The sequence below is a fragment of the Flavobacterium hydrocarbonoxydans genome (assembly GCF_009789235.1).
GTDB lineage: Bacteria > Bacteroidota > Bacteroidia > Flavobacteriales > Flavobacteriaceae > Flavobacterium > Flavobacterium hydrocarbonoxydans.
In genome coordinates, this window is the sequence record NZ_WSTB01000002.1 from 229,837 (window position 1) to 253,305 (window position 23,469).

The 23,469-nt window shown below is 34.0% G+C and carries 25 protein-coding genes; 20 read left to right on the top strand and 5 right to left on the bottom strand.

Going from position 1 to position 23,469, the window contains the following annotated elements; translation table 11 throughout:
- Positions 1-160 precede the first annotated feature (160 nt).
- The 11 genes from GON26_RS04225 (at position 161) to GON26_RS04275 (ending at position 12,340) form a co-directional block, all read left to right on the top strand.
- Positions 161-523: a four helix bundle protein gene (locus tag GON26_RS04225; protein ID WP_160373480.1), complete on the top strand. Its 363-nt coding sequence runs from the start codon at positions 161-163 to the stop codon at positions 521-523.
- Positions 524-607: 84 nt separating this feature from the next.
- Positions 608-1,768 carry a 4-hydroxyphenylpyruvate dioxygenase gene (gene hppD, locus GON26_RS04230; protein ID WP_160373836.1) on the top strand — a complete coding sequence of 387 codons (1,161 nt, stop codon included), beginning with the start codon at positions 608-610 and terminating at the stop codon, positions 1,766-1,768.
- Between the two features lie 292 nt (positions 1,769-2,060).
- Positions 2,061-2,834 carry a DUF3108 domain-containing protein gene (locus GON26_RS04235; RefSeq protein ID WP_160373481.1) on the top strand — a complete coding sequence of 258 codons (774 nt, stop codon included), beginning with the start codon at positions 2,061-2,063 and terminating at the stop codon, positions 2,832-2,834.
- Entirely contained in the window at positions 2,834-3,778 is a 945-nt protein-coding gene (locus tag GON26_RS04240) for a tryptophan 2,3-dioxygenase family protein (protein WP_160373482.1), read from the top strand. The genes GON26_RS04235 and GON26_RS04240 overlap by 1 nt, the downstream gene beginning before the upstream one ends.
- 21 nt (positions 3,779-3,799) lie before the next feature.
- Complete coding sequence (locus GON26_RS04245) at positions 3,800-5,020, top strand: M23 family metallopeptidase (protein ID WP_160373483.1); 1,221 nt, start codon at positions 3,800-3,802, stop codon at positions 5,018-5,020.
- A 39-nt stretch (positions 5,021-5,059) separates the two neighbouring features.
- The gene (locus GON26_RS04250; protein WP_160373484.1) at positions 5,060-5,680 is read left to right on the top strand and encodes a hypothetical protein; all 621 of its coding nucleotides are present in this window, start codon (positions 5,060-5,062) and stop codon (positions 5,678-5,680) included.
- Between the two features lie 53 nt (positions 5,681-5,733).
- On the top strand, positions 5,734-6,486 hold the full coding sequence (locus GON26_RS04255; RefSeq protein WP_160373485.1) for a hypothetical protein: 753 nt from the start codon (positions 5,734-5,736) through the stop codon (positions 6,484-6,486).
- Positions 6,487-6,613: 127 nt separating this feature from the next.
- Positions 6,614-8,257 carry a glucose-6-phosphate isomerase gene (gene pgi / locus GON26_RS04260; RefSeq protein WP_160373486.1) on the top strand — a complete coding sequence of 548 codons (1,644 nt, stop codon included), beginning with the start codon at positions 6,614-6,616 and terminating at the stop codon, positions 8,255-8,257.
- Positions 8,258-8,586: 329 nt separating this feature from the next.
- Complete coding sequence (locus GON26_RS04265) at positions 8,587-11,244, top strand: TonB-dependent receptor (RefSeq protein WP_317164679.1); 2,658 nt, start codon at positions 8,587-8,589, stop codon at positions 11,242-11,244.
- A gap of 99 nt (positions 11,245-11,343) precedes the next feature.
- On the top strand, positions 11,344-11,766 hold the full coding sequence (locus GON26_RS04270; RefSeq protein ID WP_160373488.1) for a hypothetical protein: 423 nt from the start codon (positions 11,344-11,346) through the stop codon (positions 11,764-11,766).
- An 88-nt stretch (positions 11,767-11,854) separates the two neighbouring features.
- Positions 11,855-12,340: a septal ring lytic transglycosylase RlpA family protein gene (locus tag GON26_RS04275; protein WP_160373489.1), complete on the top strand. Its 486-nt coding sequence runs from the start codon at positions 11,855-11,857 to the stop codon at positions 12,338-12,340.
- Positions 12,341-12,356: 16 nt separating this feature from the next.
- Here the strand turns inward: GON26_RS04275 and GON26_RS04280 are convergent, their stop codons facing one another.
- Positions 12,357-12,812, bottom strand: a complete 456-nt coding sequence (locus GON26_RS04280) for a DinB family protein (RefSeq protein ID WP_160373490.1) — start codon at positions 12,810-12,812, stop codon at positions 12,357-12,359.
- Between the two features lie 77 nt (positions 12,813-12,889).
- Here GON26_RS04280 and GON26_RS04285 point away from each other — a divergent pair, with 77 nt between their 5' ends.
- From GON26_RS04285 to nadD, 5 genes are all read left to right on the top strand, one after another.
- On the top strand, positions 12,890-13,243 hold the full coding sequence (locus GON26_RS04285) for an arsenate reductase family protein (RefSeq protein ID WP_160373491.1): 354 nt from the start codon (positions 12,890-12,892) through the stop codon (positions 13,241-13,243).
- Between the two features lie 184 nt (positions 13,244-13,427).
- On the top strand, positions 13,428-14,288 hold the full coding sequence (locus GON26_RS04290) for a YicC/YloC family endoribonuclease (protein ID WP_160373492.1): 861 nt from the start codon (positions 13,428-13,430) through the stop codon (positions 14,286-14,288).
- Between the two features lie 40 nt (positions 14,289-14,328).
- Positions 14,329-14,901: a guanylate kinase gene (gene gmk / locus GON26_RS04295; RefSeq protein WP_160373493.1), complete on the top strand. Its 573-nt coding sequence runs from the start codon at positions 14,329-14,331 to the stop codon at positions 14,899-14,901.
- A 102-nt stretch (positions 14,902-15,003) separates the two neighbouring features.
- Positions 15,004-15,369 carry a four helix bundle protein gene (locus tag GON26_RS04300; protein ID WP_160373494.1) on the top strand — a complete coding sequence of 122 codons (366 nt, stop codon included), beginning with the start codon at positions 15,004-15,006 and terminating at the stop codon, positions 15,367-15,369.
- Between the two features lie 59 nt (positions 15,370-15,428).
- Positions 15,429-16,010, top strand: a complete 582-nt coding sequence (nadD, locus tag GON26_RS04305) for a nicotinate (nicotinamide) nucleotide adenylyltransferase (RefSeq protein WP_160373495.1) — start codon at positions 15,429-15,431, stop codon at positions 16,008-16,010.
- Here nadD and GON26_RS04310 read toward each other — a convergent pair whose 3' ends face one another.
- The gene (locus GON26_RS04310) at positions 16,011-16,916 is read right to left on the bottom strand and encodes a LysR family transcriptional regulator (RefSeq protein ID WP_160373496.1); all 906 of its coding nucleotides are present in this window, start codon (positions 16,914-16,916) and stop codon (positions 16,011-16,013) included.
- Between the two features lie 87 nt (positions 16,917-17,003).
- Here GON26_RS04310 and GON26_RS04315 point away from each other — a divergent pair, with 87 nt between their 5' ends.
- From GON26_RS04315 to GON26_RS04325, 3 genes are all read left to right on the top strand, one after another.
- Positions 17,004-17,765, top strand: coding sequence for a type 1 glutamine amidotransferase domain-containing protein (locus tag GON26_RS04315; protein WP_160373497.1), 762 nt, complete (start codon positions 17,004-17,006; stop codon positions 17,763-17,765).
- Positions 17,766-17,876: 111 nt separating this feature from the next.
- Positions 17,877-19,034, top strand: coding sequence for an iron-containing alcohol dehydrogenase (locus GON26_RS04320; protein ID WP_160373498.1), 1,158 nt, complete (start codon positions 17,877-17,879; stop codon positions 19,032-19,034).
- Between the two features lie 372 nt (positions 19,035-19,406).
- The gene (locus GON26_RS04325; protein ID WP_160373499.1) at positions 19,407-20,402 is read left to right on the top strand and encodes an NAD(P)H-dependent glycerol-3-phosphate dehydrogenase; all 996 of its coding nucleotides are present in this window, start codon (positions 19,407-19,409) and stop codon (positions 20,400-20,402) included.
- 192 nt (positions 20,403-20,594) lie between these two features.
- On the opposite strand, the gene GON26_RS04330 is transcribed toward GON26_RS04325, so the two are convergent.
- The 3 genes from GON26_RS04330 to GON26_RS04340 all read right to left on the bottom strand — a co-directional run bounded on the left by GON26_RS04330 (position 20,595) and on the right by GON26_RS04340 (position 22,617).
- The gene (locus GON26_RS04330) at positions 20,595-21,002 is read right to left on the bottom strand and encodes a hypothetical protein (RefSeq protein ID WP_160373500.1); all 408 of its coding nucleotides are present in this window, start codon (positions 21,000-21,002) and stop codon (positions 20,595-20,597) included.
- Positions 21,003-21,121: 119 nt separating this feature from the next.
- Positions 21,122-22,141 carry a phenylalanine--tRNA ligase subunit alpha gene (gene pheS, locus GON26_RS04335; RefSeq protein WP_160373501.1) on the bottom strand — a complete coding sequence of 340 codons (1,020 nt, stop codon included), beginning with the start codon at positions 22,139-22,141 and terminating at the stop codon, positions 21,122-21,124.
- 119 nt (positions 22,142-22,260) lie between these two features.
- Positions 22,261-22,617, bottom strand: coding sequence for a hypothetical protein (locus GON26_RS04340; RefSeq protein ID WP_160373502.1), 357 nt, complete (start codon positions 22,615-22,617; stop codon positions 22,261-22,263).
- Between the two features lie 275 nt (positions 22,618-22,892).
- Here GON26_RS04340 and GON26_RS04345 point away from each other — a divergent pair, with 275 nt between their 5' ends.
- Positions 22,893-23,453 carry a CvpA family protein gene (locus GON26_RS04345; RefSeq protein ID WP_160373503.1) on the top strand — a complete coding sequence of 187 codons (561 nt, stop codon included), beginning with the start codon at positions 22,893-22,895 and terminating at the stop codon, positions 23,451-23,453.
- The last annotated feature ends 16 nt before the right edge of the window (positions 23,454-23,469 follow it).

Below are 23,469 nucleotides of genomic sequence, written 5' to 3' on the forward strand. Positions count from 1 at the left end.
GATAATTAGATAATGTTTTTGAAAGCACATAAAAATTAGAAAATGTGCCAATTAAAAAAAGATAATTAAAACAATACTTATTTGTAGTATTTAAATTACAAATTATTATCTTTGATAATAATTTATCTCATTATCAAATTTTCTAATTAACTAATTCAAAATGACTTTCAACGAAAAATACAAAGACAACGCTCTTTTAATAAAAACTTTCAACTTTGCTCTTAATATAATTGACTATACAAGTGAGCTACAAGAACAAAAGAAATTTGTAATTGCAAATCAATTATTAAAAAGCGGAACATCAATAGGAGCCAATTCAAAAGAATCGCAAAACGCAGAGAGCAAAGCAGACTTTATTCATAAATTAAAAATTGCGATCAAGGAAGCCGACGAGACTGAATACTGGTTATTCTTATGTGATGCTCACAAAAGTTATCCAGATTGCGAAGAATTACTGAATGAATTATCAGAGATTTTAAAAATTTTAAATAAAATAATATCAACATCTAAGATGAGGAATTAGAAAATTAGAAAATGTGTCAATTGGAAAATTGATCAACTTAAAACATTTCAAAATTATCTCATTTTCTCATTGTCAAATTATCTAATTATGAAACAAGTAAAATCAGTAGAATACGGATTAGAGAAAATTTTCGAAGGAGCTCAGGATTTCCTTCCTTTATTAGGAACCGATTATGTAGAATTCTATGTTGGAAACGCCAAACAATCGGCACATTATTACAAGACTGCTTTCGGATATCAATCTTTGGCTTATGCCGGATTAGAAACCGGAGTAAAAGACAGAGCTTCTTATGTGTTGAAACAAGACAAAATCAGAATTGTTCTGACCACACCTTTAACACAGGATTCTCCAATACATGCACATCTTCAAAAACACGGGGATGGTGTAAAAGTAGCTGCTCTTTGGGTTGAAGATGCTACAAAATCATACGAGGAAACCATGAAACGAGGCGCTCGTTCCTTTATGGAACCAACGGTTGAAAAAGATGAATTTGGAGAAGTCGTACGTTCTGGAATTTATACGTATGGAGAAACCGTTCACATTTTCGTAGAAAGAAAAAACTACAACGGTGTTTTCTTACCAGGTTACAAAGAATGGAAATCCGATTACAATCCGGAGCCTACTGGTCTGAAATATATTGACCACATGGTTGGAAATGTAGGCTGGAACGAAATGAATATCTGGGTAAAATTCTACGAAGACGTTATGGGCTTTGTGAATTTCCTATCCTTTGATGACAAACAAATTACTACAGAATATTCGGCATTGATGAGTAAAGTAATGTCTAACGGAAACGGAAGAATCAAATTCCCGATCAACGAGCCAGCAGAAGGAAAGAAAAAATCACAAATTGAAGAATATTTAGATTTTTATGGCGGACCTGGCATTCAGCATATTGCCATCGCAACCGATGATATTATCAAAACGGTTTCGCAACTAAGAGCACGTGGAGTAGAATTTTTGTCGGCTCCGCCCCATACGTATTACCAGGCAATTCCTGAACGTTTAGGCGTTCACATGGATATGATGAAAGAAGATTTGAACGAAATCGAAAAATTAGCCATCATGGTCGATGCCGATGAAGACGGTTACTTATTACAGATATTTACTAAGCCTGTTCAGGACAGACCAACACTTTTCTTCGAAATTATTCAAAGAATGGGAGCAAAAGGATTCGGTGCAGGTAACTTTAAAGCCCTTTTTGAGTCGATTGAGAGAGAACAGGAATTGAGAGGAACTTTGTAAAACTGCTTTTTTTTTACATTATGCAAAAAAATACACCGTAAAACGTTGATTTTTATGCAAATGTTTTGTTAAACTCACTTTTTGCTATTTATTTTATAAACTTTGTATCTATCTTTGCACTCGCAAATCAGGAAGGGGTGGTTTCCTTCCTAATTGATATAAATTTCATAATTTATAGTTTTTTGGTTAGTTAATAGCATAAAAACTCAGTCATTACTTGACTGAGTTTTTTTGTTTTGTTAAATTTGGAATAGAATTTGCGTTTAATACAAATAAACAGACAAATAGTACTATGAAAAAATTGATTCTCACCATATTAATACTCACTTCACTTAGCTTTGATACACAACAAGAGGACGCCTTTGATACTGGCGAATACTTCAAATTCAGGATTCATTACGGAATTGTAAATGCCGGTTACGCAACACTTGAAGTAAAAGACGCAACAATTAATAATAAAAAAGTTTTTCATGCTGTGGGTAAAGGTTACACAACCGGAATGTCAAAATTTTTCTTTAAAGTAGAAGATTTATACGAAAGTTATTTCGACAAAGAAACCGGAAACCCTTATCGTTACATTCGAAAAATAGACGAAGGCGGCTACACTAAAAATCAGGAAGGCATTTTTAATCAAAAAGAAAACAGAATTTTGGTTAAAGACTACAAACACAAGTCTGAAAAAACACTTGTAATTAATAATGACGACGTACAAGACATTGTTTCTTCTTTTTATTATTTAAGAAATCACCCCAACATTGACAAGCTTAAATCAGGTGAATCCATCGGAATTGATATGTTTTTTGATGACGAAATCACAAAATTTAAGTTAAAATATGTAGGTCGTCAAGATATTACGACTAAATTTGGCACCGTTTCTTGCATGGTTTTCAAACCATTGGTACAAACCGGGCGTGTCTTTAAAGAAAAAGAAAGCTTAACGCTTTGGATTTCAGACGATGACAACAAAGTTCCTGTAAGAATAAAAGCAGATTTAGCCGTTGGATCGCTCAAAGCAGATCTGGACGCATACAAAGGATTAAAACATCCATTTAAAGTAAAAAAATAATGAATACCACAGAGGACAGTTCAGCATCAATATTAAAAGAAATTGATCTCAAATACCAGGCAATAAATCAAAAAACTGATGTACAATTAGAAGGTTTACTTTGGTCAAAACCTATTACCTATTGGGATTACATTCAAACTGATGCACTCTTAAGTCTTCAAACCCAACGTACCACACTGCCTGACGAAATGGTTTTTATCATGTATCATCAGGTAAACGAGTTGATTTTTAAGATGATTTTGTGGGAAATTGATCAGATAGCTGATACTGAAAATATTCAGGTTGCTTTTTTCAGCGAAAGACTATCCAGAATCACACGCTATTTTGATATGCTGACCAATTCATTCAGTATTATGGAAAACGGAATGGAAGTCGAGCAATATATGAAATTCAGAAACACTCTGACACCCGCAAGTGGTTTTCAGAGTGCACAATACAGAATGATTGAGTTTGCCTCAACCGATGTTATCAACCTGACAGATCGCAGATACAAAGCAAATTTTGATGAAAATACCGATTTCGAAACCAGTTTTGAACATTTGTATTGGCAGGCAGCTGGAAAAGATTATAAAACAGGTCAAAAATCCTATTTACTTCAGGAATTTGAAAATAAATATAAAGAGCAATTTTTACGTCAGATGAAGAGTTTTAAAACCAAAAATATCTGGCAAAAATTTACACAATTACCTACCGAAGCACAGGAAAATCCGGAGCTGATAAAAGCAATGCGCCATTATGACCATACCGTGAACATTACCTGGGTCATGCAACACCTTAATACAGCGATAAAATACATCCTGGAAAGCGGAAAAGGCAACGGCGAAGCGACTGGCGGAAGCGACTGGCAAAAATATATGCATCCAAAATTTCAAAGACGCATCTTTTTTCCTAAATTGTGGAGCGAAGAAGAATTGTCTAATTGGGGAAATGAACCAACCGTTTAATTTCTAAAAAAAAATAAAAGTTTGAAAAAAGCATTCGTAATTATAATAGTATTATTTTCAATATTTTCATGTAACAAAACTGCCGAAAAAGTTGAAACTAAAATTAGTAAACCAAAACCTAAAAAAATAGAATTTGGCTTTAATTACGCTGACTTTAATATTGTTCAGGATACCATAAAAAAGGGCGACACATTTGGAACCATTATCGAAAGTCAGAACATTGGCGACAAACAAGTCTATACCATAGTCGCTCAGGTAAAAGATTCTTTTAATGTAAGAAGCATTCGGTACAACAAACCCTACACCCTGCTTCGGTCGAAAAATAAAACCAACAAATTAGAATATTTTATTTATCAGCCTGATGCGCTCACCTATTACGTGGTTGATGTTAGAGACACTTTGGCGAAAGCCTACAAAAAAGTAAAACCCGTTACACTTAGACGGAAAATAATTGGTGGCGTTTTAAAAAGTTCACTTTCTGAAACTTTAGGAAACAATAGCGTTGAAGCCGCACTTGCCAATAGAATTACCAAAGTTTTCTCCTGGTCTATTGACTTTTTTAAACTTAAAAAAGGCGACCGCTACGGATTAATTTTTACCGAACGCTTTATAAATGGCAAAACGTATGACGGTGTTGAAGAGCTACAAGCTGCATTTTTTGAATACAAAGGAAAAATAATTTATGCTTTTCCGTTTGAAAAAGATTCACTTTCCGGTAAAGTAGAATATTATGATGATCAGGGAAAAACTCTGAAAAATTTCTTTTTGAAAACACCAATTAAATTCAGCAGAATCACTTCGAGATTTACTATGAATCGTTTTCACCCTGTACAGCACCGATGGAAAGCCCACAAAGGAACTGATTATGCGGCTCCAACCGGAACGCCAATTTCTACAACCGCCTCTGGAGTTGTAGAGCAAACTGGCTACACGGCAGGAAACGGAAACTTTGTAAAAGTAAAACACAACAAAACTTACTCTACGCAATACCTGCACATGTCCCGAATTTTGGTTCGTCGCGGGCAACATGTTACGCAAGGACAAAAAATTGGTTTGGTAGGAAGTACAGGACTGGCTTCCGGTCCTCATGTTTGTTATCGTTTCTGGAAAAACGGAGTACAAGTGGATGCACTTCGCCTGAATTTGCCAACTGGGGAATCTCTTGCCGGACAATACAAAGAACGTTTCTTTAAACAAATCGAACCTTTGAAAAGAGAATTGGATAGTATTGGGAATTTGTAATTTTTTATTGAAAATCCATTTCTAAAAAAATAATAAACCATGAAAAACACTCGTCTTAAAGCAATTTATAATGAAACATTTTCAGGTTTAAAGCTATTTTACAGAGACACTACTCTTTCTGAAGATTTAATTTCGAATTATAAAATTGGTAAAATAATTCAGGAAAAGGGGTTTACCGACATGACTTCTCTTGGTGGAGGACTTTCTGGAAACGTAAGGTACCTGATTGCAAGTGCTCATGTCAAAGACCTATCAAAATTCAATCCTGATTCGGCAAAAATGGGTCACTTTCTTTTGGATAGTATTGCTTATTTTAAAGTATTGGATATTCAAAAAACAGGAAATAAAACCCAAATTTTTCTTTTAAACATCCCAGATAATTCACTTTCGCTTTTCAAGAATTCAACTTCAAACTTAGAAGAAGAAATCACCGAAAAAGCCAGAAAGAAATTCATTGACAAAATCGATTCAGATTTAATACCACAATTACAAACCGAAGATTGGAAAGCAAGAACAAAATCTCCTATTGGAATTGATGAAAACGGCAAAATATATTTTGATGATTCTAAAATTAAAATAGAATTACCCAAGAGAATAGAAATCGATACCGAGAAGAAAACTATATCGGTGAATAAAAAGCCTTGGTGGAAGATTTGGTAATTTTTTTTAGTCAAAATTCGCAAAACGCTACTCTTACACTTAAATTTTAAATAATGAAAAAGCTTTTCATAATACTAATAATTCTTTGCATTGGATGTAAGAGAAATAATGAGAAACCTAAAAAAGTTATTTCAAAACCTAAAATCACTACTACTCTTTCTTATAAAGAACAATTACAAGCAATTAAGAAAGGCACATCGAAAGATTCAATATTATCAAACGATATTCAATTTATTAATGATTCCATTCTCAAAGGAAAGTTCAAATTAGATATTTCAAATTATGAAATTGAAAGCATAAAAAAAGAATGTTACCCTATTAGACTTCACAGAAAAATGTTCGATGAGTTTTATAATGAAGGATTTAATAATTTAGGAGACTTAAATGGAGATAAAAAAGCAGATTCTGTATTTGTTTTACATGCATTGAATTATTGTGAAGAAGGAGATTCTTATTATTTCACAGATAACAACATTCCCCGAATTATAACTGACTCTAATTGCTGTCATCCAACAAGTATAATAAATATTGGAGATATTGACGAAGATGGAAAAAGCGAAATAGCCGAATATTATTCTTCTTGTGCCAGCCGCTACAAAGCAATTACTATATATAGCTTAAAAAACAATAAGTGGAAAGAAATAAAATCATTTTCTTTTGTTCTAAATGATCAATATACTATTGAGAATGATTTTAAAAAACTTTTTAAGAAAATCTCAAAAAATAATCTTAAGTATTTTGTGATCAGTGACATTACAGAAAACGGAAAATTAGTTACTTCATGGGAGAAAATAAAAATAGAATAATTCTAAGTACTAATTCCCATAAAACGTTTTCGTAACTAATTGTTATATAAATGTGAAGCACTAAGCTATTAAAAGTAATTTCAGTATTTTTGCGTTTTAATAACCAAATTTTCAATTAAACAAAAAAATGGCTTTAAACACAACAAACCCAACCGGGACTGAAGCGTGGAAAAATCTACAAAACCACTATAACGCTACTCACACTACTACTATACAGGAATTATTCGAACAAGACGCAGCGCGTGTTGAAAAATTCAATTTGCAATGGAATGACTTTTTAGTTGATTATTCTAAAAATAATATTACTCAGGAGACACTTTCGCTTTTATTGGAATTAGCCAATTCTATTGGACTGAAAGATGCTATCTCACAGTATTTTGGTGGGGAAATCATTAACCAAACTGAAAACAGAGCTGTTTTGCACACCGCATTACGCGCGCCAGAATCAGCTGTGATAAAAGTAGATGGCGAAAATGTAATGCCAGAAGTTTACGAAGTACAAAACAAAATCAAAAACTTTACGCACGAAGTTGTTTCTGGCGAAAGAAAAGGTTTTACCGGAAAAGCATTTACAGATGTTGTCAATATTGGTATTGGAGGTTCTGACCTTGGGCCTGTTATGGCGGTTGAAGCATTGCAGTTTTACAAAAACCATTTAAATGTACATTTTGTTTCGAATGTTGATGGTGATCATGTAAACGAAATCATCAAAAAATTAAATCCAGAAACGACACTTTTTGTCATTGTTTCTAAAACTTTTACGACACAAGAAACCCTTACCAATTCTGAAACAATTAAAGAATGGTTTTTGAAATCAGCCAGTCAGGGAGACATTGCTAAACATTTCGTAGCAGTTTCTACTAACATCCAGAAAGTTACCCAATTTGGAATCAATCCGGCAAACGTATTCCCGATGTGGGATTGGGTTGGCGGAAGATTTTCTTTATGGAGTGCCGTTGGTTTAAGCATTAGTTTGGCCATTGGTTTTGATAATTATAGTGAATTATTGAAAGGGGCTAATGAAACCGATGAGCATTTTAAATCGGCAGAATTTGATCAAAATATTCCCGTAATCTTAGCATTATTAAGTGTTTGGTACAATAATTTTTACGGAGCCGAAAGCGAAGCTTTGATTCCGTACACCCAATATTTATCAAAATTAGCGCCGTATTTGCAACAGGCTACCATGGAAAGTAATGGCAAAAGTGTTGGCCGTGACGGAAAACCTGTAAATTACCAAACGGGAACTATCATTTGGGGAGAACCTGGAACGAACTCGCAACACGCTTTTTTCCAGTTGATTCATCAGGGAACAAAAGTGATTCCGACAGATTTCATTGGATTTGTAAAACCATTGTACGGTAATGATGATCATCACGACAAATTGATGTCGAACTTTTTTGCACAAACCGAAGCTTTAATGACAGGAAAAACCGAAGCTCAGGTTCAGGCAGAATTTGACAAACAAGGACTTGCTGCAGAAAAAGCTTCTTATTTACGACCATTTAAAGTTTTTACAGGAAACAAACCAACGAATACTATTTTGATCCAGAAACTGACTCCAAAAACATTGGGTTCGTTGATTGCTTTATACGAACACAAGATTTTTGTTCAGGGTGTAATCTGGAATATTTTTAGTTTTGACCAATGGGGAGTTGAATTAGGAAAACAATTAGCCAATTCGATTTTGGATGAAATAAATACTAAAACTATAAACACGCACGATAGTTCAACTTCATTTTTGTTAAATCATTTTTTGAAAAATAAATAGTATTTAGAAGACCTTTCTCATAATTATATAAAAACGCCTTAATTCGATCGAAATAAGGCGTTTTTTCGTATAAAAAAATCACCAAAACACTCTAAAAGACTGATTTTTGAGCGTTTAGCCTGACAACAACATCGCAATAATTAGGAAATTAACAAAAAGTAATAGTGTAAATTCAAAAAAACATTATTTTATTTATGAGTAATTATAAAAATCGTTTTAATGTTCAACAGAATACACAAATCAGCTTTTTCTTAACATTTCGATAACATTATCTGATTTAATTGTTATAATTTTGCCAAAAACAATAAACTAAATAACAAATGAAGACAATGAAAAATTGGTTACTCACTGGACTATTGTTCCTAATAGTTTCAACCGCATTTTCTCAAGGTAAAATTTCAGGTACAATTACGGACGGTACGAGTTCATTGCCGGGAGCAAATGTTGCTATCAAAGGTTCTACAACTGCAACTTCTACAGACTTTGATGGAAAATTTTCTCTTAGTACGACAACAAACTCTGGAGAATTGGTTATTACTTATTTAGGATACATAAGCCAAACCATTCCATTTTCAGTATCAAATGGTGAAAATAAAGATTTAGGCTTTATTATTTTAGAATCAGATTCGAATCAATTAGAAGAGATTGTTGTAGTAGGTAAAGGAATTATCGATTTAGCAAAAGACCGAAAAACGCCTATTGCTGTTTCAACTATAAAAGCCTCTGAAATTCAGGCAAAAATTGGTACAGCAGATATTACACAAACAATGGTTAACACACCATCTGTATATGTTGCTGGACAAGCTGGAGGTTACGGAGATTCCAGAATTACTGTTCGTGGTTTTGCTCAGGACAATACCGCTTTCTTGTTAAACGGACAACCAATTAACGGAATGGAAGATGGTAAAATGTACTGGTCTAACTGGTCTGGAATGTCTGATATTGCAAATGCAGTGCAAATTCAAAGAGGTTTAGGTTCTTCAAAATTAGCTATTTCTTCTGTTGGAGGTACTGTAAACTTCATCACTAAAGCTACTGACAAAAAAGAAGGTGGTTTTGTATCTTTAGGCGTTGCTAATGATAATTATTTCAAAACTACTGCTACTTACAATACGGGTATGAGCAGCAACGGATGGGGAACTAGTGTAATGCTTTCTCACTGGCAAGGTGATGGTTATAACGACGGAACAAGAGGTGAAGGTCAAACTTATTTCATTTCAGTTGGATACAAAGCAAATGACAAACATAGTTTCAACTTCCTTTTGACTGGTGCTCCACAATGGCACGATCAAAACTTTACAAAATCTATCGATAGTTATTTAAAATACGGTAGAAAATACAACAATAACTGGGGTACTCAAAACGGAGAATACAAATCTGAGAGAACAAACTACTACCACAAACCAGTTGTAAACTTAAACTGGGATTACGATATTAGCGATAAAACCCAATTATCTACAGTTCTTTACGGATCATGGGGACGTGGTGGAGGAACTGGAAACTACGGTACTAAACCAGCTACTCCAGCAGGAGGTCAGATAAATTTTGATGGTATATTTGCTAGTAATCAAGCAATAGCTGGCGGAAATGGTACAGGAAATGGTGATGGTAGAAGTACCAACGGAGCTTACGTAATCAGATCGAGTGTAAACAATCACGCTTGGTATGGTGTTGTTTCTAACTTAAAAAATCAACTTACTGACAATTTAGCCTTAAATGTTGGTCTTGATTTAAGAACCTACAAAGGAACTCACTTTAGACAAGTTTCTGACTTCATGGGATTATCAAGCTGGACAGACACAAGAAACCTTAAAGGAGACGATGACAAACCAAGCGGTACTCTTTTAAGCACTAGAGTTACAGAATTTGAAAAAGCCAGACCTTGGCCAGCTACTTTCAATACTCTTGATGAAAATCAAAGAATTGATTATGATTATGGAGAAACTATTTCTTACGGAGGTGTTTTTGGTCAATTAGAATATTCTAATGATAATTTCTCAGCATTTTTCCAAGGATCGGTTTCAAATCAATCTCACAAAAGAACAGACAGATATGATTATTTACCTGAGTTCCAAGATTCAGAAAAAGTAAATAATGTTGGTTACAATGTAAAAGCAGGTACAAGCTATAAATTTGCTGAAAACCACAATGTATATGTAAATGCTGGTTACTACAATCGTCAACCATATCACGATAACATTTACCTAAACTTTACAAATCAGGTGAATCCTTTTACTGAAAACGAAAAAATTCTTGGTTTAGAAGCTGGATATACTTTTACATCTAAATTAATAACGGCAAGTCTAAACGGGTATAGAACATCTTGGAAAGACAGAGTTACATCTACTACTAACGTTGCCACAGCTGGACAGGTTATTGGCGGCACTACTCTTAATGCAGGAGATTTAATCTTGATTACCAACCAAGGCGTTGAACAAATCCACACTGGTGTTGAATTAGACGTAGTTGCAAAACCTATGGATAAACTTGATGTAACTGGATTCCTTTCGATCGGAAACTATGAATACAAAGGTGAAGCTTTAACAACAAGAAGAGACGAAAGCTTAAACACTTTAGACGAAACAATTAAAGATGTTGATGGAGGAAAAGTAGGTGATGCTGCACAAGTTACTTATGGTTTAGGTTTCAAATACGAATTTGTTAGAAACTTATCATTAGATGCTGACTGGAGATACTACGACAAATTATATTCAACAGTTGTTACTAAAGATAATATTGAATTACCAAGCTATGATTTAGTTGATGCTGGTATTTCATATAAATTATTCATTGGTAAAGGAAATCATGATTCAATTGGATTCAGAGTAAACGTGAATAACGTTTTTGACGAAGTGTATTTATCTGAGTTAACTTCAGCTACAGCTGTAACTCCTACTTCAGTAAATTACAAAGGCGTTAATACTGTAAACAATGGTTTCTTTGGTTTAGGTAGAACCTGGAACTTTAGCATACGCTACAACTTCTAATAAGAAACAAAATAAATAATAAAAAACGGCATTGACTTTTAGTTTAATGCCGTTTTTTTTATACCCTTTTTTATTATATTTGTTTAAAAACCCCTTTTTATGTACCAAATTTTACAAAAATTTCACTCAGGCTGGGCTTACTTAGTATTAGTTCTTTTACTGGTAGCCGTTGTAAATGCTATCATTGGCATCACTTCTAAAAAAGAATTTACAGCCAAAGACCGCAAGATTGGATTGTTTACTTTAATCGTAACCCACATCCAATTTTTAGTTGCTTTATTCCTCTATTTTGTATCTCCGCTGGGCAAAGCTGCTTTCGGACAGATGTCGAATGCAGCACTAAGACTTACTTCATTAGAGCATCCTTTAATCAATCTTATTGCGATAGCCCTAATTACAATTGGATGGTCTTCGCATAAAAAACTGATTAATAGTGAAGCAAAATTTAAAAAATTTGCGATTTTTTACGGATTAGGCTTAATCCTAATCTTGAGCAGATTACCATGGAGTCTATGGTTATAAAATAAAAAAAATCAACCCATTTGTAGGTTTTTTCTATAAAGGCACGTTATTTGCATAAGTCCCCAAACTATGAAAAACGAAAATATATATGACTAATAAAAAAACCATAATACACTCGATACTTACGATTCTCTTTTTGAGTTGCAGTTTTACGTATGTAATGAGCCAGGCAAAGGCTGTTGAGCCTAAAATAATACAAGATACTTTAAAAACAGTTACTTCTTTACCTACTGAGAATGACTCGATTTTTATGGATAAAGATTTAAAGTTAAAACTCTACAAAAAATCAGCGCATGCCTCCTACTATCATGACATGTTTAACGGTAGAAAAACAGCTAGTGGCAGTCGATTTAGCAACAACGAATATACTGCTGCACATAAAAAACTCCCTTTTGGCACCAAAGTTAAAGTAACCAACGAATCCAATGGTAAGTTTGTTATTGTAAAGATTACCGATAGAGGCCCTTTTGTAAAAACAAGAGAAATTGATTTATCAAAACGAGCTTTTATGGAAATTGTAAGGAGAAAAGGAACTGGTATAATGACCGTTACAATAGAAACCATAATTGAGTAAAAATAATCCGAAAGCTTTAAACCAGCTTTCGGATACTCATTATAATGCCGAGGTGAGTTCCTTCATGAAAATTATTGAAGTTTAGTGCATCTTCGATATTGCGAAGTGTAAATCCCATACTGGTTGTGTATTCGCTATAATTTACAAACACCCCATTTGCAACATCTTCTTTTGTTTGCTGTAGTGTTTTGAATAACAATTCTTTAACTTCAGCTACTTCTGCCTGCGAAACATCGCCTTCTGGTTTGGAACCTTTTTTGTATTTGGTAATAAATTCTTCAGAAACCTGAGTAGGTAAACCTGATAATTTATATACTAAACTCTGATGCGCAGCAACACAATGGGCTACATTCCAAATCAAATTATTACTAAATCCAGGTGGGATTTTATTTAATTGTTCTAATGAATGATTTTCTAAAACCTTCAACAAAAGATTTCTTGAGGTTTGACATACTTCTAAAGCTGAGTTCATAATTGCTATTTTTTTATAAAAATAATCAATTTTAAGTTTGAAAAGAATTTTCTTTGTACTCTAATACATTTGCAATCATGAACAAAATATACTACTTAGCCTCGTGCGATACGTGTCGAAAAATCATCAAAAGTTTACCAAAAGACAACAATCTGGTTTTTCACGATATCAAACAAAACCCCATTACAGAAGCTGAACTGGAAGAAATGTATAAACTTGCCGGCAGTTACGAAGCATTATTCAGTAAAAAAGCACAGTTGTACAAGTCGATGGATCTAAAAAACAAAAACTTAACTGAAGCCGATTATAAAAAATACATTCTGGAACATTATACTTTTATAAGTCGTCCGGTTTTTATTATTGATGAGAAAATTTATATTGGTAATACGCAGCCGGTGACATTGCAGGTTATGAAAGCTTTGACAAAATAACATCCGAAAAAGTTCTAATGAAAGCTGGTTCGCGTTAGGGATAGAAGCGGAAATCCTTTTTTTTGAGCTTTTTCTGCTCAAAAAAAAGATTGAGAGCGGATAGCCCGACCGAAGGGAACGCCCAAAAAATTAGAACCTCTCACAGTGAATTTTTTAGTATCTTTGCGCCTTTATACTCAATTATATGATACAGTCTATGACAGGGTTTGGCAAAGCTTCTTTGCAATTGCCTACAAAAAAAATCACAGTCGAAGTAAAATCCTTAAACAGTAAAGGTTTAGATTTAAACGTAAGAATGCCTTCGCTTTACCGCGAAATGGAACTTGGTTTAAGAACGCAAATCTCTACAAAACTAGAAAGAGGAAAAGTTGATTTTGCGATTTACATCGAAAGTACCGCTGAACAGACTTCGACAAAAGTAAATGTACCTGTTGTAAAAAACTACATCGCGCAATTGAGAGAAGTATATCCTGACGCAGATGAAACGGAGTTAATGAAGATGGCGATTCGTATGCCGGATACACTGAAAACGGAACGTGAGGAAATCGACGAAAATGACTGGGATCAGATTCAGGTGATTATCGAGGAAGCGCTTCAGAATATCTTAAATTTCAGAAAAGACGAAGGAGAATCTCTTGAAAAAGAATTCAACCTTAGAATTGGAAATATTCGTCAATACATGACTGATGCTTTGGCATTGGATCCGGAAAGAGTTCAGGCGATAAAAGATCGTTTGCAGACTGCTATTTCTGAATTGAAAGTGAATGTTGATGAAAATCGTTTCGAGCAGGAATTAATCTATTATTTAGAGAAACTGGATATTACCGAGGAGAAAGTTCGTTTGACGAATCATTTGGATTACTTTTTAGAAACAATTCAGGGAACAGAAGCCAATGGCCGCAAATTAGGTTTTATCACACAGGAAATGGGTCGTGAAATCAATACAATGGGATCTAAATCAAATCATGCACAAATGCAGAAGTTGGTTGTGATGATGAAAGATGAATTAGAGAAAATTAAAGAACAGGTTTTGAATGTTTTATAGATTGTAAATCAATTTATTTTCAGAACTATACAATACAACAATGAGCACAGGAAAATTAATTGTTTTTTCGGCACCTTCAGGATCAGGAAAAACAACTATCGTAAGACATTTATTAGGGAAAGAAGATTTGAATTTAGAATTTTCGATCTCGGCAGCTTCGCGCGAACCTCGCGGAGAAGAAATCAACGGAACAGATTATTACTTTATTTCGTTGGAACAATTCAAAAAACACATCAAGGCAGAAGATTTCCTGGAATGGGAAGAAGTTTATCGTGATAATTTTTACGGTACTTTAAAATCTGAAATCGAAAGAATCTGGGCTTTAGGCAAAAACGTAATTTTTGATATTGATGTTTCCGGCGGATTGCGTATCAAACATAAATTTCCTGAACAAACCCTTGCCGTTTTTGTAAAACCGCCAAGTGTTGACGAACTGAAACGCCGCTTAAAAGAACGTTCTACCGAAAGTGATGATAAAATAAACATGCGAATTGCAAAAGCTTCGGTTGAACTGGCAACGGCTCCTCAATTTGATACGATCATCAAAAATTATGATTTGGATACCGCTAAGGAAGAAGCATATCAATTGGTAAAGGATTTTGTAAATAAGTAGTTTTTTAGTCCTTAGTGATTAGTCCTTAGTTTTTTTAATACATGTTTTCTTGTTTTTAGTTATTAGTTGTTATATTAGCAATAGAATTAACTTACAAATAACATGGGCGGGATTAAATCATATAAAGAATTACTTATTTGGCAAAAAGGGATAAAAATTGTTGTTTTAGTTTATAAACTTACCCGAAGCTTCCCGAAAGAAGAAATATACGCACTAACAAGCCAATTAAAAAGAGCTAGTATATCTGTTCCTTCAAATATTGCAGAAGGTTTTGGTCGCCAAACAGATAAATCATTTAATCATTTTTTGAATATTTCCAGAGGTTCTCTAAACGAAATAGAAACACAGTTGATTATAGCAAAAGAATTAGAATTTATTTCTGATGAAAATTTATTTAATGAAATTATGTTTTTGATTGAAGAAGAAAGCAAAATGATAAATGCTTTTTCAAAAAACTTAAAAGATTAATATAAAATGCAACACTTAGGACTAAGGACTAAGAACTAAAAAACTAAGTACTAAAATAAATGAAAATAGGTCTTTATTTCGGAACATATAATCCAATACATGTTGGGCATTTGATTATTGCCAATCACATGGCTGAATTTGCCGATTTAGACCAAATCTGGATGGTGGTTACACCGCATAATCCGTTAAAAAAGAAAGCTACTTTACTGGATGACCATCATCGTTTGCAAATGGTTTTTCTGGCAACTGAAGATTTTCCGAAAATAAAACCCTCGGACATAGAATTTAAATTACCGCAACCGAATTATACGGTACATACTTTGATTCATTTGCATGAAAAATATCCGCAGCATGAGTTTTCGTTGATTATGGGCGAAGACAACTTGAAAACACTTCATAAATGGAAGAATTTTGAAGTGATTCTGGACAATCATGATATTTATGTGTATCCAAGGATTTCTACAGAAGCAGAAAACCTGGAATTGAAATCGCATCCGAAAGTACATATTATTGATGCCCCGATTGTCGAAATCTCATCGACTTTTATTCGGAACAATATTAAAAAAGGAAAAAATATTCAGCCGCTTTTACCTTCAAAAGTCTGGGAATATATCGATCATAATAATTTTTATAAGAAGTAACTACATTCTGTTACCCAAAAACAATTTCAACTCTTTAGCAATAGTATCAAAAAAAGAATTTAGATTGTTATTTTTAGCCGTCAATAAATACACGTATTCTTCAGGAACGTGAAAACTGTTCCAGACTAATTGCAGTTTATTTTCCTTGATATATTTCCTCGCATTACAATTCCAGGTTATGGCAACGCCGTTATTTCGGGACAGCATTTCGAGCATTTCAGATTCGGATGGAATAATATAATTTGGTGTCATCGAAGGTCTTTTTTTATGAAAGGCGTGCAGCCAGAACATTTTGATATGCGGAATTCTTGCATCATGGCTGTACCATTTTTGCTCATTGAGCCACTGTTCTGTTTCTGCATAATTATCTGCTTTTAATCTCTGACGGAATTCTGTGATATCCAAATTCGTCGGGCCCACCAATACCAGTTTAATCTTTCCGACAATTTCATAAATAGTATCAAACGTATCATATTGTTTGGTTACGATAGCAAAGTCGATCTTTTTATCATCAACAAGAGAAAAAAGAACATCATTCTCTGCAAAGGTAAAATCGATAAAATCGAATTTAGAAAGCAGCACACTACCACAACTATTGAAAAAATCTTTTGAAACGCCAACAGAAATTAATCGCACAGAATCTTCCGCTTTCGCCCGAAAACCACTTTCGACACTTTCTAATCGATCCAGTGCATCAATAATTAAGTTATTTAGTAACTTAGCGTATTCTGTTGGTTCGACACCTTTAGATTTTCGGTTGAACAATTTATAACCCACATGTGCTTCTAACATTGCTATTTGCTGACTAACAGCAGGCTGGCTCATAAACAACTCTTTAGAAGCGACAGAAAAATTTCCATTTTTATACACAGACTTGAAAGTTCTGTACCATTCCAGATTCACCATGATATAGATATATTTATAACAAACATAGTTTATTTTATTTTTACTGATATCACTTTAGTCGTAAATTTGTTAAAAAATTATTTACCTATGAAAAAAATTGCATTATTCTCGATTATAGCATTCGCTGCTTTTAATTTATCAGCTGAAGCTCAAAAAACAAATAAAAAAAAGATGAAAAAAGTATTATTCGTTGTTACCAGTAACGATAAGCTGGGCAATACAGGAGAAAAAACAGGATTTTGGTCAGAAGAATTTGCTGCACCTTATTACGAGTTATTAGATAAAGGAATCGAAATTACCATTGCATCTCCACTTGGAGGTCAGCCGCCAATCGATCCTAAAAGTGCCGATCCCGCATCAGCAACTGAAGACACTAAACGATTTGATGCTGACAAAGTATTACAGGAAAAATTAAAAAACACGCACAAACTTTCTACAATTAATCAGAAAGATTATGATGCAGTTTTTTACCCTGGAGGTCACGGTCCGCTTTGGGATTTAGTTGAAGACAAAAGTTCAATCGCACTAATTGAATCTTTTTATACCCATAACAAACCGGTAGCTTTTGTTTGTCACGCCCCAGCGGTACTAAAAAACGTGAAAGTAAAAGGTGATTTCTTAGTAAAAGGCAAAAAAGTAACCGGATTTACCAATGAAGAGGAAGAAGCTGTAGGTTTGACTAAAGTAGTTCCGTTTTTACTGGAAGATGCTTTAACTCAAAACGGAGCGAATTTCTCTAAAGGTGCAAACTGGGCACCGTATGCTGTTGAAGACGGACTATTAATCACAGGTCAAAATCCAGCTTCATCAAAATTAGTGGCTGGAAAATTACTGGAAAAATTGAAATAAAAAAGATGCTAAGACCCTCAGTTACTAAGGTTCTAAGATTTTAAAATCTTAAGAAAAAAAAAAACTTAGCGACTTAGTGCCTTAGCGGCTCAAAACTTAAAAAGAAAAAAAATGCTAAACTTCGAATTATACAATCCTACGAATTTAATTTTCGGAAAAGGACAAATAGACAAGTTATCGACTTTGGTTCCGCAAGGAGCAAAAATACTTCTGGCTTATGGCGGAGGAAGTATTTTTAAAAACGGAATTCACCAACAAGTGATCGATAACTTAAAAGGTTTTGATATTGTGGAATTTGGTGGAATTGAACCCAATCCACATTTTGAAACTTTGATGAAAGCAGTTGAAGTTATCAAAACAGAAAAAATCGATTTTATCTTGGCTGTTGGTGGCGGATCTGTTATTGATGGAGTGAAATTTATTTCGGCAGCCGTAAATTTTGATGGAAATCCGATTGATATTTTACAAAAAAGAATTCTGATTAAAGATAATGCTGTACCATTCGGAACTGTGTTGACATTACCGGCAACAGGAAGCGAAATGAACTCCGGTGCCGTGGTAACTATTGAAGCTACACAGGAAAAACTAGCTTTTGGCGGAAGTGCCATGTTCCCTAAATTCTCAATTTGCGATCCAACTGTAATTGCTTCTTTACCAAAAAGACAATTACAAAACGGTGTTGTAGATGCTTACACACACGTAATGGAACAATATTTAACGTATCCGCACGAAGGGTATTTACAAGATCGTATTGCCGAAGGAATTTTGCAAACCTTAATTGAAGTAGGTCCAAAAGTGGTAGAAAACCCAACAGATTATGCTTTGGCATCCAACTTTATGTGGAGCTGTACGATGGCTTTGAATGGCTTAATCCAGAAAGGTGTACCTTCAGACTGGGCGACACACATGATTGGTCACGAACTTACCGCTTTGTATGGTATCGACCATGCGAGAACTTTGGCGATTATTGGCCCAAGTTTATACGAGGTAATGTTTGATACTAAAAAAGGAAAATTAGCGCAATACGGCCGCAGGATTTTTGATTTAAAAGGTTCTGATGACGAAGTAGCGAAAAGTGCAATAAATAAAACGGTTGAATTTTTCCACACTATGGGAATGGATACTAAACTTTCGGAATATACAGCTGAATACAAAGACACTGCTGATTTTATTGTAAACAGATTTACAGAAAGAGGCTGGAAAGGTTTGGGCGAAAATCAATTGGTAACTTTAGACAAAGTCAAATCGATTGTGGAGCTAAGCTATTAAATTAAAATTTCAATTTTTAAATTCCAAATTCCAATAGCACACTTGATTATTGGACTTTGGAATTTTTATTTTCTTGAAATTTACATTGACTTTTAAAAAACAAAAAAGGCGTTCTTAACAAGTTTAGGAACGCCTTTTTAAAATACTAAAACAAAACTAACTAACTCAATTTTTGCTAAACTCATTTAGAATTCTAATTTATAATTACTTAGAACGCAACAATTCTTTTATTATTGTAGAAATGCAAAAATATTTTTCATTATATTCATTTGCTGTAAAGTATTGAATTTAAAGGCACTTTTTAAAATTCTTAAACCACATTTTGTATTATTAATACATTATTAAGTACTTTTGCATTAAATTATTAAAATAATGAGCGAAAATTTAAAATTTGCAGTAATTGGAGGAGGAAGTTGGGCAACGGCAATTGCAAAAATGCTATGTGTGAATCTTCCTGAGATTTCATGGTACATGCGTAATGACGCTGCTATAGAGCACATTCAGAAATACAAACACAACCCAAACTATTTAAGTTCTGTAGAATTTGACACGAACAAACTTAAACTGACCAATAATATCAACGAAGCAGTTGAATATGCAGATTATATCATTTTTGCAATTCCTTCGGCTTTTTTAAATGCTGAATTACAAAATCTAACCGTTTCTCTGGAAAACAAGATTATTTTTTCGGCTATTAAAGGAATTGTTCCTGAAACGAGTTTAATCGTTGGAGAACATTTTCATATTCAGTATGACATTCCGTATTACAATATTGGGGTTATAACGGGTCCTTGCCACGCAGAAGAAGTAGCGCTTGAAAGGCTTTCATACTTGACAATCGCTTGTGGAGATCCTGAAAAAGCAGAAAATGTTGCTAAAAATCTTTCCGGAAATTACATCAAAGCCAAAATCTCAGACGACATTATTGGTACTGAATATGCGGCGATGCTAAAAAACATCTATGCAATTGCGGCTGGAATCGCACATGGTTTAGGTTATGGCGATAATTTTCAGTCGGTGATGATGAGTAACGGAATTCGTGAGATGAAAAAATTCATTAGAAAAGTACATAAAATGAAACGTAACATCAATGATTCGGCTTATTTGGGCGATTTATTAGTTACCGGATATTCTGTATTTTCCAGAAACAGAATGTTCGGAAATATGATTGGAAAAGGTTATACGGTAAAAAGCGCCATGATGGAAATGAGCATGGTTGCGGAAGGATATTACGCTACTAAAAGTGCTTATAAACTAAATCAGGGTTACGGTGCCAAAACGCCTATAATTGATGCCGTTTACAGTATTTTGTACGAAGGTAAAGATGCAAAATCTGTATTTAAGAAACTGACGGAGTCTTTGGATTAATTTTAGATTTTAGAGTGTAGATTTAAGATTTAAGAATATAGAGAATAGAAAAAAGAGCCAAAAACTATTTTAATTAGTTTTTGGCTCTTTTTGCTTTCCTGCAAGGTTTCAAAAACCTTGTAGGTATGTCTTTTTTAATTACAACTATTTTCAATCCTACAAGGTTTCGAAAACCTTGCAGGATGGCGAATATTACTTAACCATTACTCCTTCAACAAAAAGAATCGGCACTTCTTCCGTATTGTTTTCGTTGATTAGGTTTGATTTGAAGATGAATTTCTTGTCGTATAAAGTGTTTCCGATGAAGAATGTCACCATGAATTCGTTGTTTAATACCAAAAGGCTTTTTTCGATCATTTCGATTTTTACGACTGAAACGGCAGGAACCTCAACAAAAGCATGGCGTAAAACAGACGTTTTTTTCATTTCGCCATCAATTGTTCCAAATGCTTTTGAAACCACCATTACACTATCAAGATTGAAATCGCTGTCGTTTACCAGGTAAGCGTACCAGACTTTTTCCAAAAAATCGTCGCTCCATTCCTGAACAGCGGCAAGAAATACGTTTTCTACTTCTGGGATTGTTATGTCTTTTTTCATTTTTTAAGTAAACAGTTCTTAGTGCTTAGTTTTTAGTTCCTAGTGCTTAGTCCTTAGTCCCTAGTTCTTAGCAAAAAATACTAAGTACTAAAGACTAGGGACTAAGGACTTATAAAAAATTAAATATTTGCTTTGAATTGCTCTAAGAAACGAACGTCGTTTTCGTAAAACATACGAATATCGCCAATTTGATACAGCAACATTGCGATACGCTCTACTCCCATTCCGAAAGCAAAACCGTTATATTCGTCAGGATTGATGTCGCAATTTTTAAGAACGTTTGGATCAACCATTCCGCAGCCTCCAATTTCTAACCAACCAGTTCCTTTGGTGATGCGGTAATCGGTTTCGGTTTTTAAACCCCAATAAATATCAATTTCGGCACTTGGTTCTGTAAACGGAAAGTAGGACGGACGCAAACGAATCTTCGATTTTCCGAACATTTCTTTGGTGAAATAAAGCAAAGTCTGCTTCAAATCGGCAAAGGAAACATCTTTGTCAATGTACAATCCTTCGACCTGGTGGAAAATACAGTGCGAACGTGACGAAATAGCTTCGTTACGAAAAACACGTCCTGGGGAAATCGTACGAATTGGCGGTTTATTGTTTTCCATATAACGCACCTGAACAGATGATGTATGCGTACGCAACAACACGTCAGGATTCGTCTGAATGAAAAAAGTATCCTGCATATCACGAGCCGGATGGTATTCCGGTAAGTTCAACGCTGTAAAGTTATGCCAGTCGTCTTCGATTTCAGGACCTTCGGAAACATTGAAACCAATGTTCGCAAAAATATCTATAATTTGATTTTTAACAATCGAAATAGGATGACGTGAACCAATAATTACCGGCTCAGAGGTACGTGTTAAATCGCCAAAAATACCTTTTACTTCTTCTTTGCTTTCTAACTCTTCCTGAATAGCACGTACTTTTTCTTCAGCAACGGCTTTCAAGGTATTGATTACTTGTCCAAAATCTTTTTTCTGATCATTCGGAATGTTTTTAAACTCTGAAAAAAGTTCTTTCAGCAAACCTTTACTTCCTAAATATTTTACACGGAATTGCTCTAAGGATTCTTTGTTTTTATCATTGAATGCTTTAGCTTCCTCTATATGTTGTTTGATCTTGTCTATCATCGGTCTTTCTTTGAAGGTGCAAATTTAGCGAAAAAAGTGAAACGTTAGAAGTGAGAAGTAAGAAGTATTTCTTAAAACTTCATTCCTAAATCTAAAATCTACACTCTAAAACCTAAAATTTAATCAATAAGTTCTCTTTCCAAAAAATAATTCACAATCGCTTCTTTCATTAAAACCGATTGTTCACCTGCTTTTAGTGGTGGCAATTCTTCTTTTACCTTATAATGTGGCCATCCGTCTTCGTCAAAATATTCGAATTCGTAATAACCATAAGGCTCTAATAATCGGCAAATCGCGATGTGCATCAGGTTTAATTTTTCGTCTTTTTTGAATTCGCGATGTACTTTTCCGAGTTCCTGAACTCCTATTAAGTAAATGATGGCATCTAAATCTAAATCTTCGCCTTGCGAAAACTGATTGGATAGTATATCGACGAGCTTTTCCCAGCGCTCTTTTAGTTGTATATCTCTTGACATTCTTAATTTATGATTTTAGATTTTAGATTTTAGATTTTAGATTTTAGATTTTAGATTGCTGTTCTTGAGATTTTTTTAATCTGAACGCTACAATCTGAACTCTAAAATTATTGTGGCAAAGATACACACTTCAAATCCAAAGACCTCAAAAAATGATCAACATCGTTTCTGATATTTAAATAAAGGAAATCGAAAAACCTCTGAACCTTTGTATCTCTAAACCTCTGTACCTAAAAAAAGATATATATTTGCTCCTTTATAAAACAAACCTATTTATGAGTTTTTTAGATATTTTTTTGGGTGCTCTCTTGGCTTTTAGTTTTTACAAAGGTATCCAAAACGGGCTTTTCGTAGAAATAGCATCTTTTGTTTCTTTGTTGTTGGGAATTTATCTGGCTATTAAATTTTCGTCTTTAATGAAAGAAATTCTGATGAAACATGTTTCCTGGAACCCTAATACTATTCAGGTTACTGCTTTTATACTGACTTTTATACTTGTCGTAATCTCTGTAAATTTGCTGGCTAAGTTTTTAACAGGAATCGCTGATTTTGCCATGCTTGGCTGGACCAATAAACTGGGTGGCGGATTTTTTAGAGTTCTAAAAACAATCTTGATCTTGAGTATTTTCATAGCCCTCTTCGAAAAAGTAAATTTCAATCAAACGTTTGCTAAAAAAGAAACTCTGGATCATTCTTTTTTTTATAATCCGATTAAAAAAGTGGCTGCTTTTGTGTATCCTTCGATAGAAAAATGGTATGAAACTTTTAAAGAAAATCATACTAAGAATACTGAAGAAGAAAACACTGTTGAAGAAAAACCTACGGAAGCAAAATAATATTTATAAAATGAAA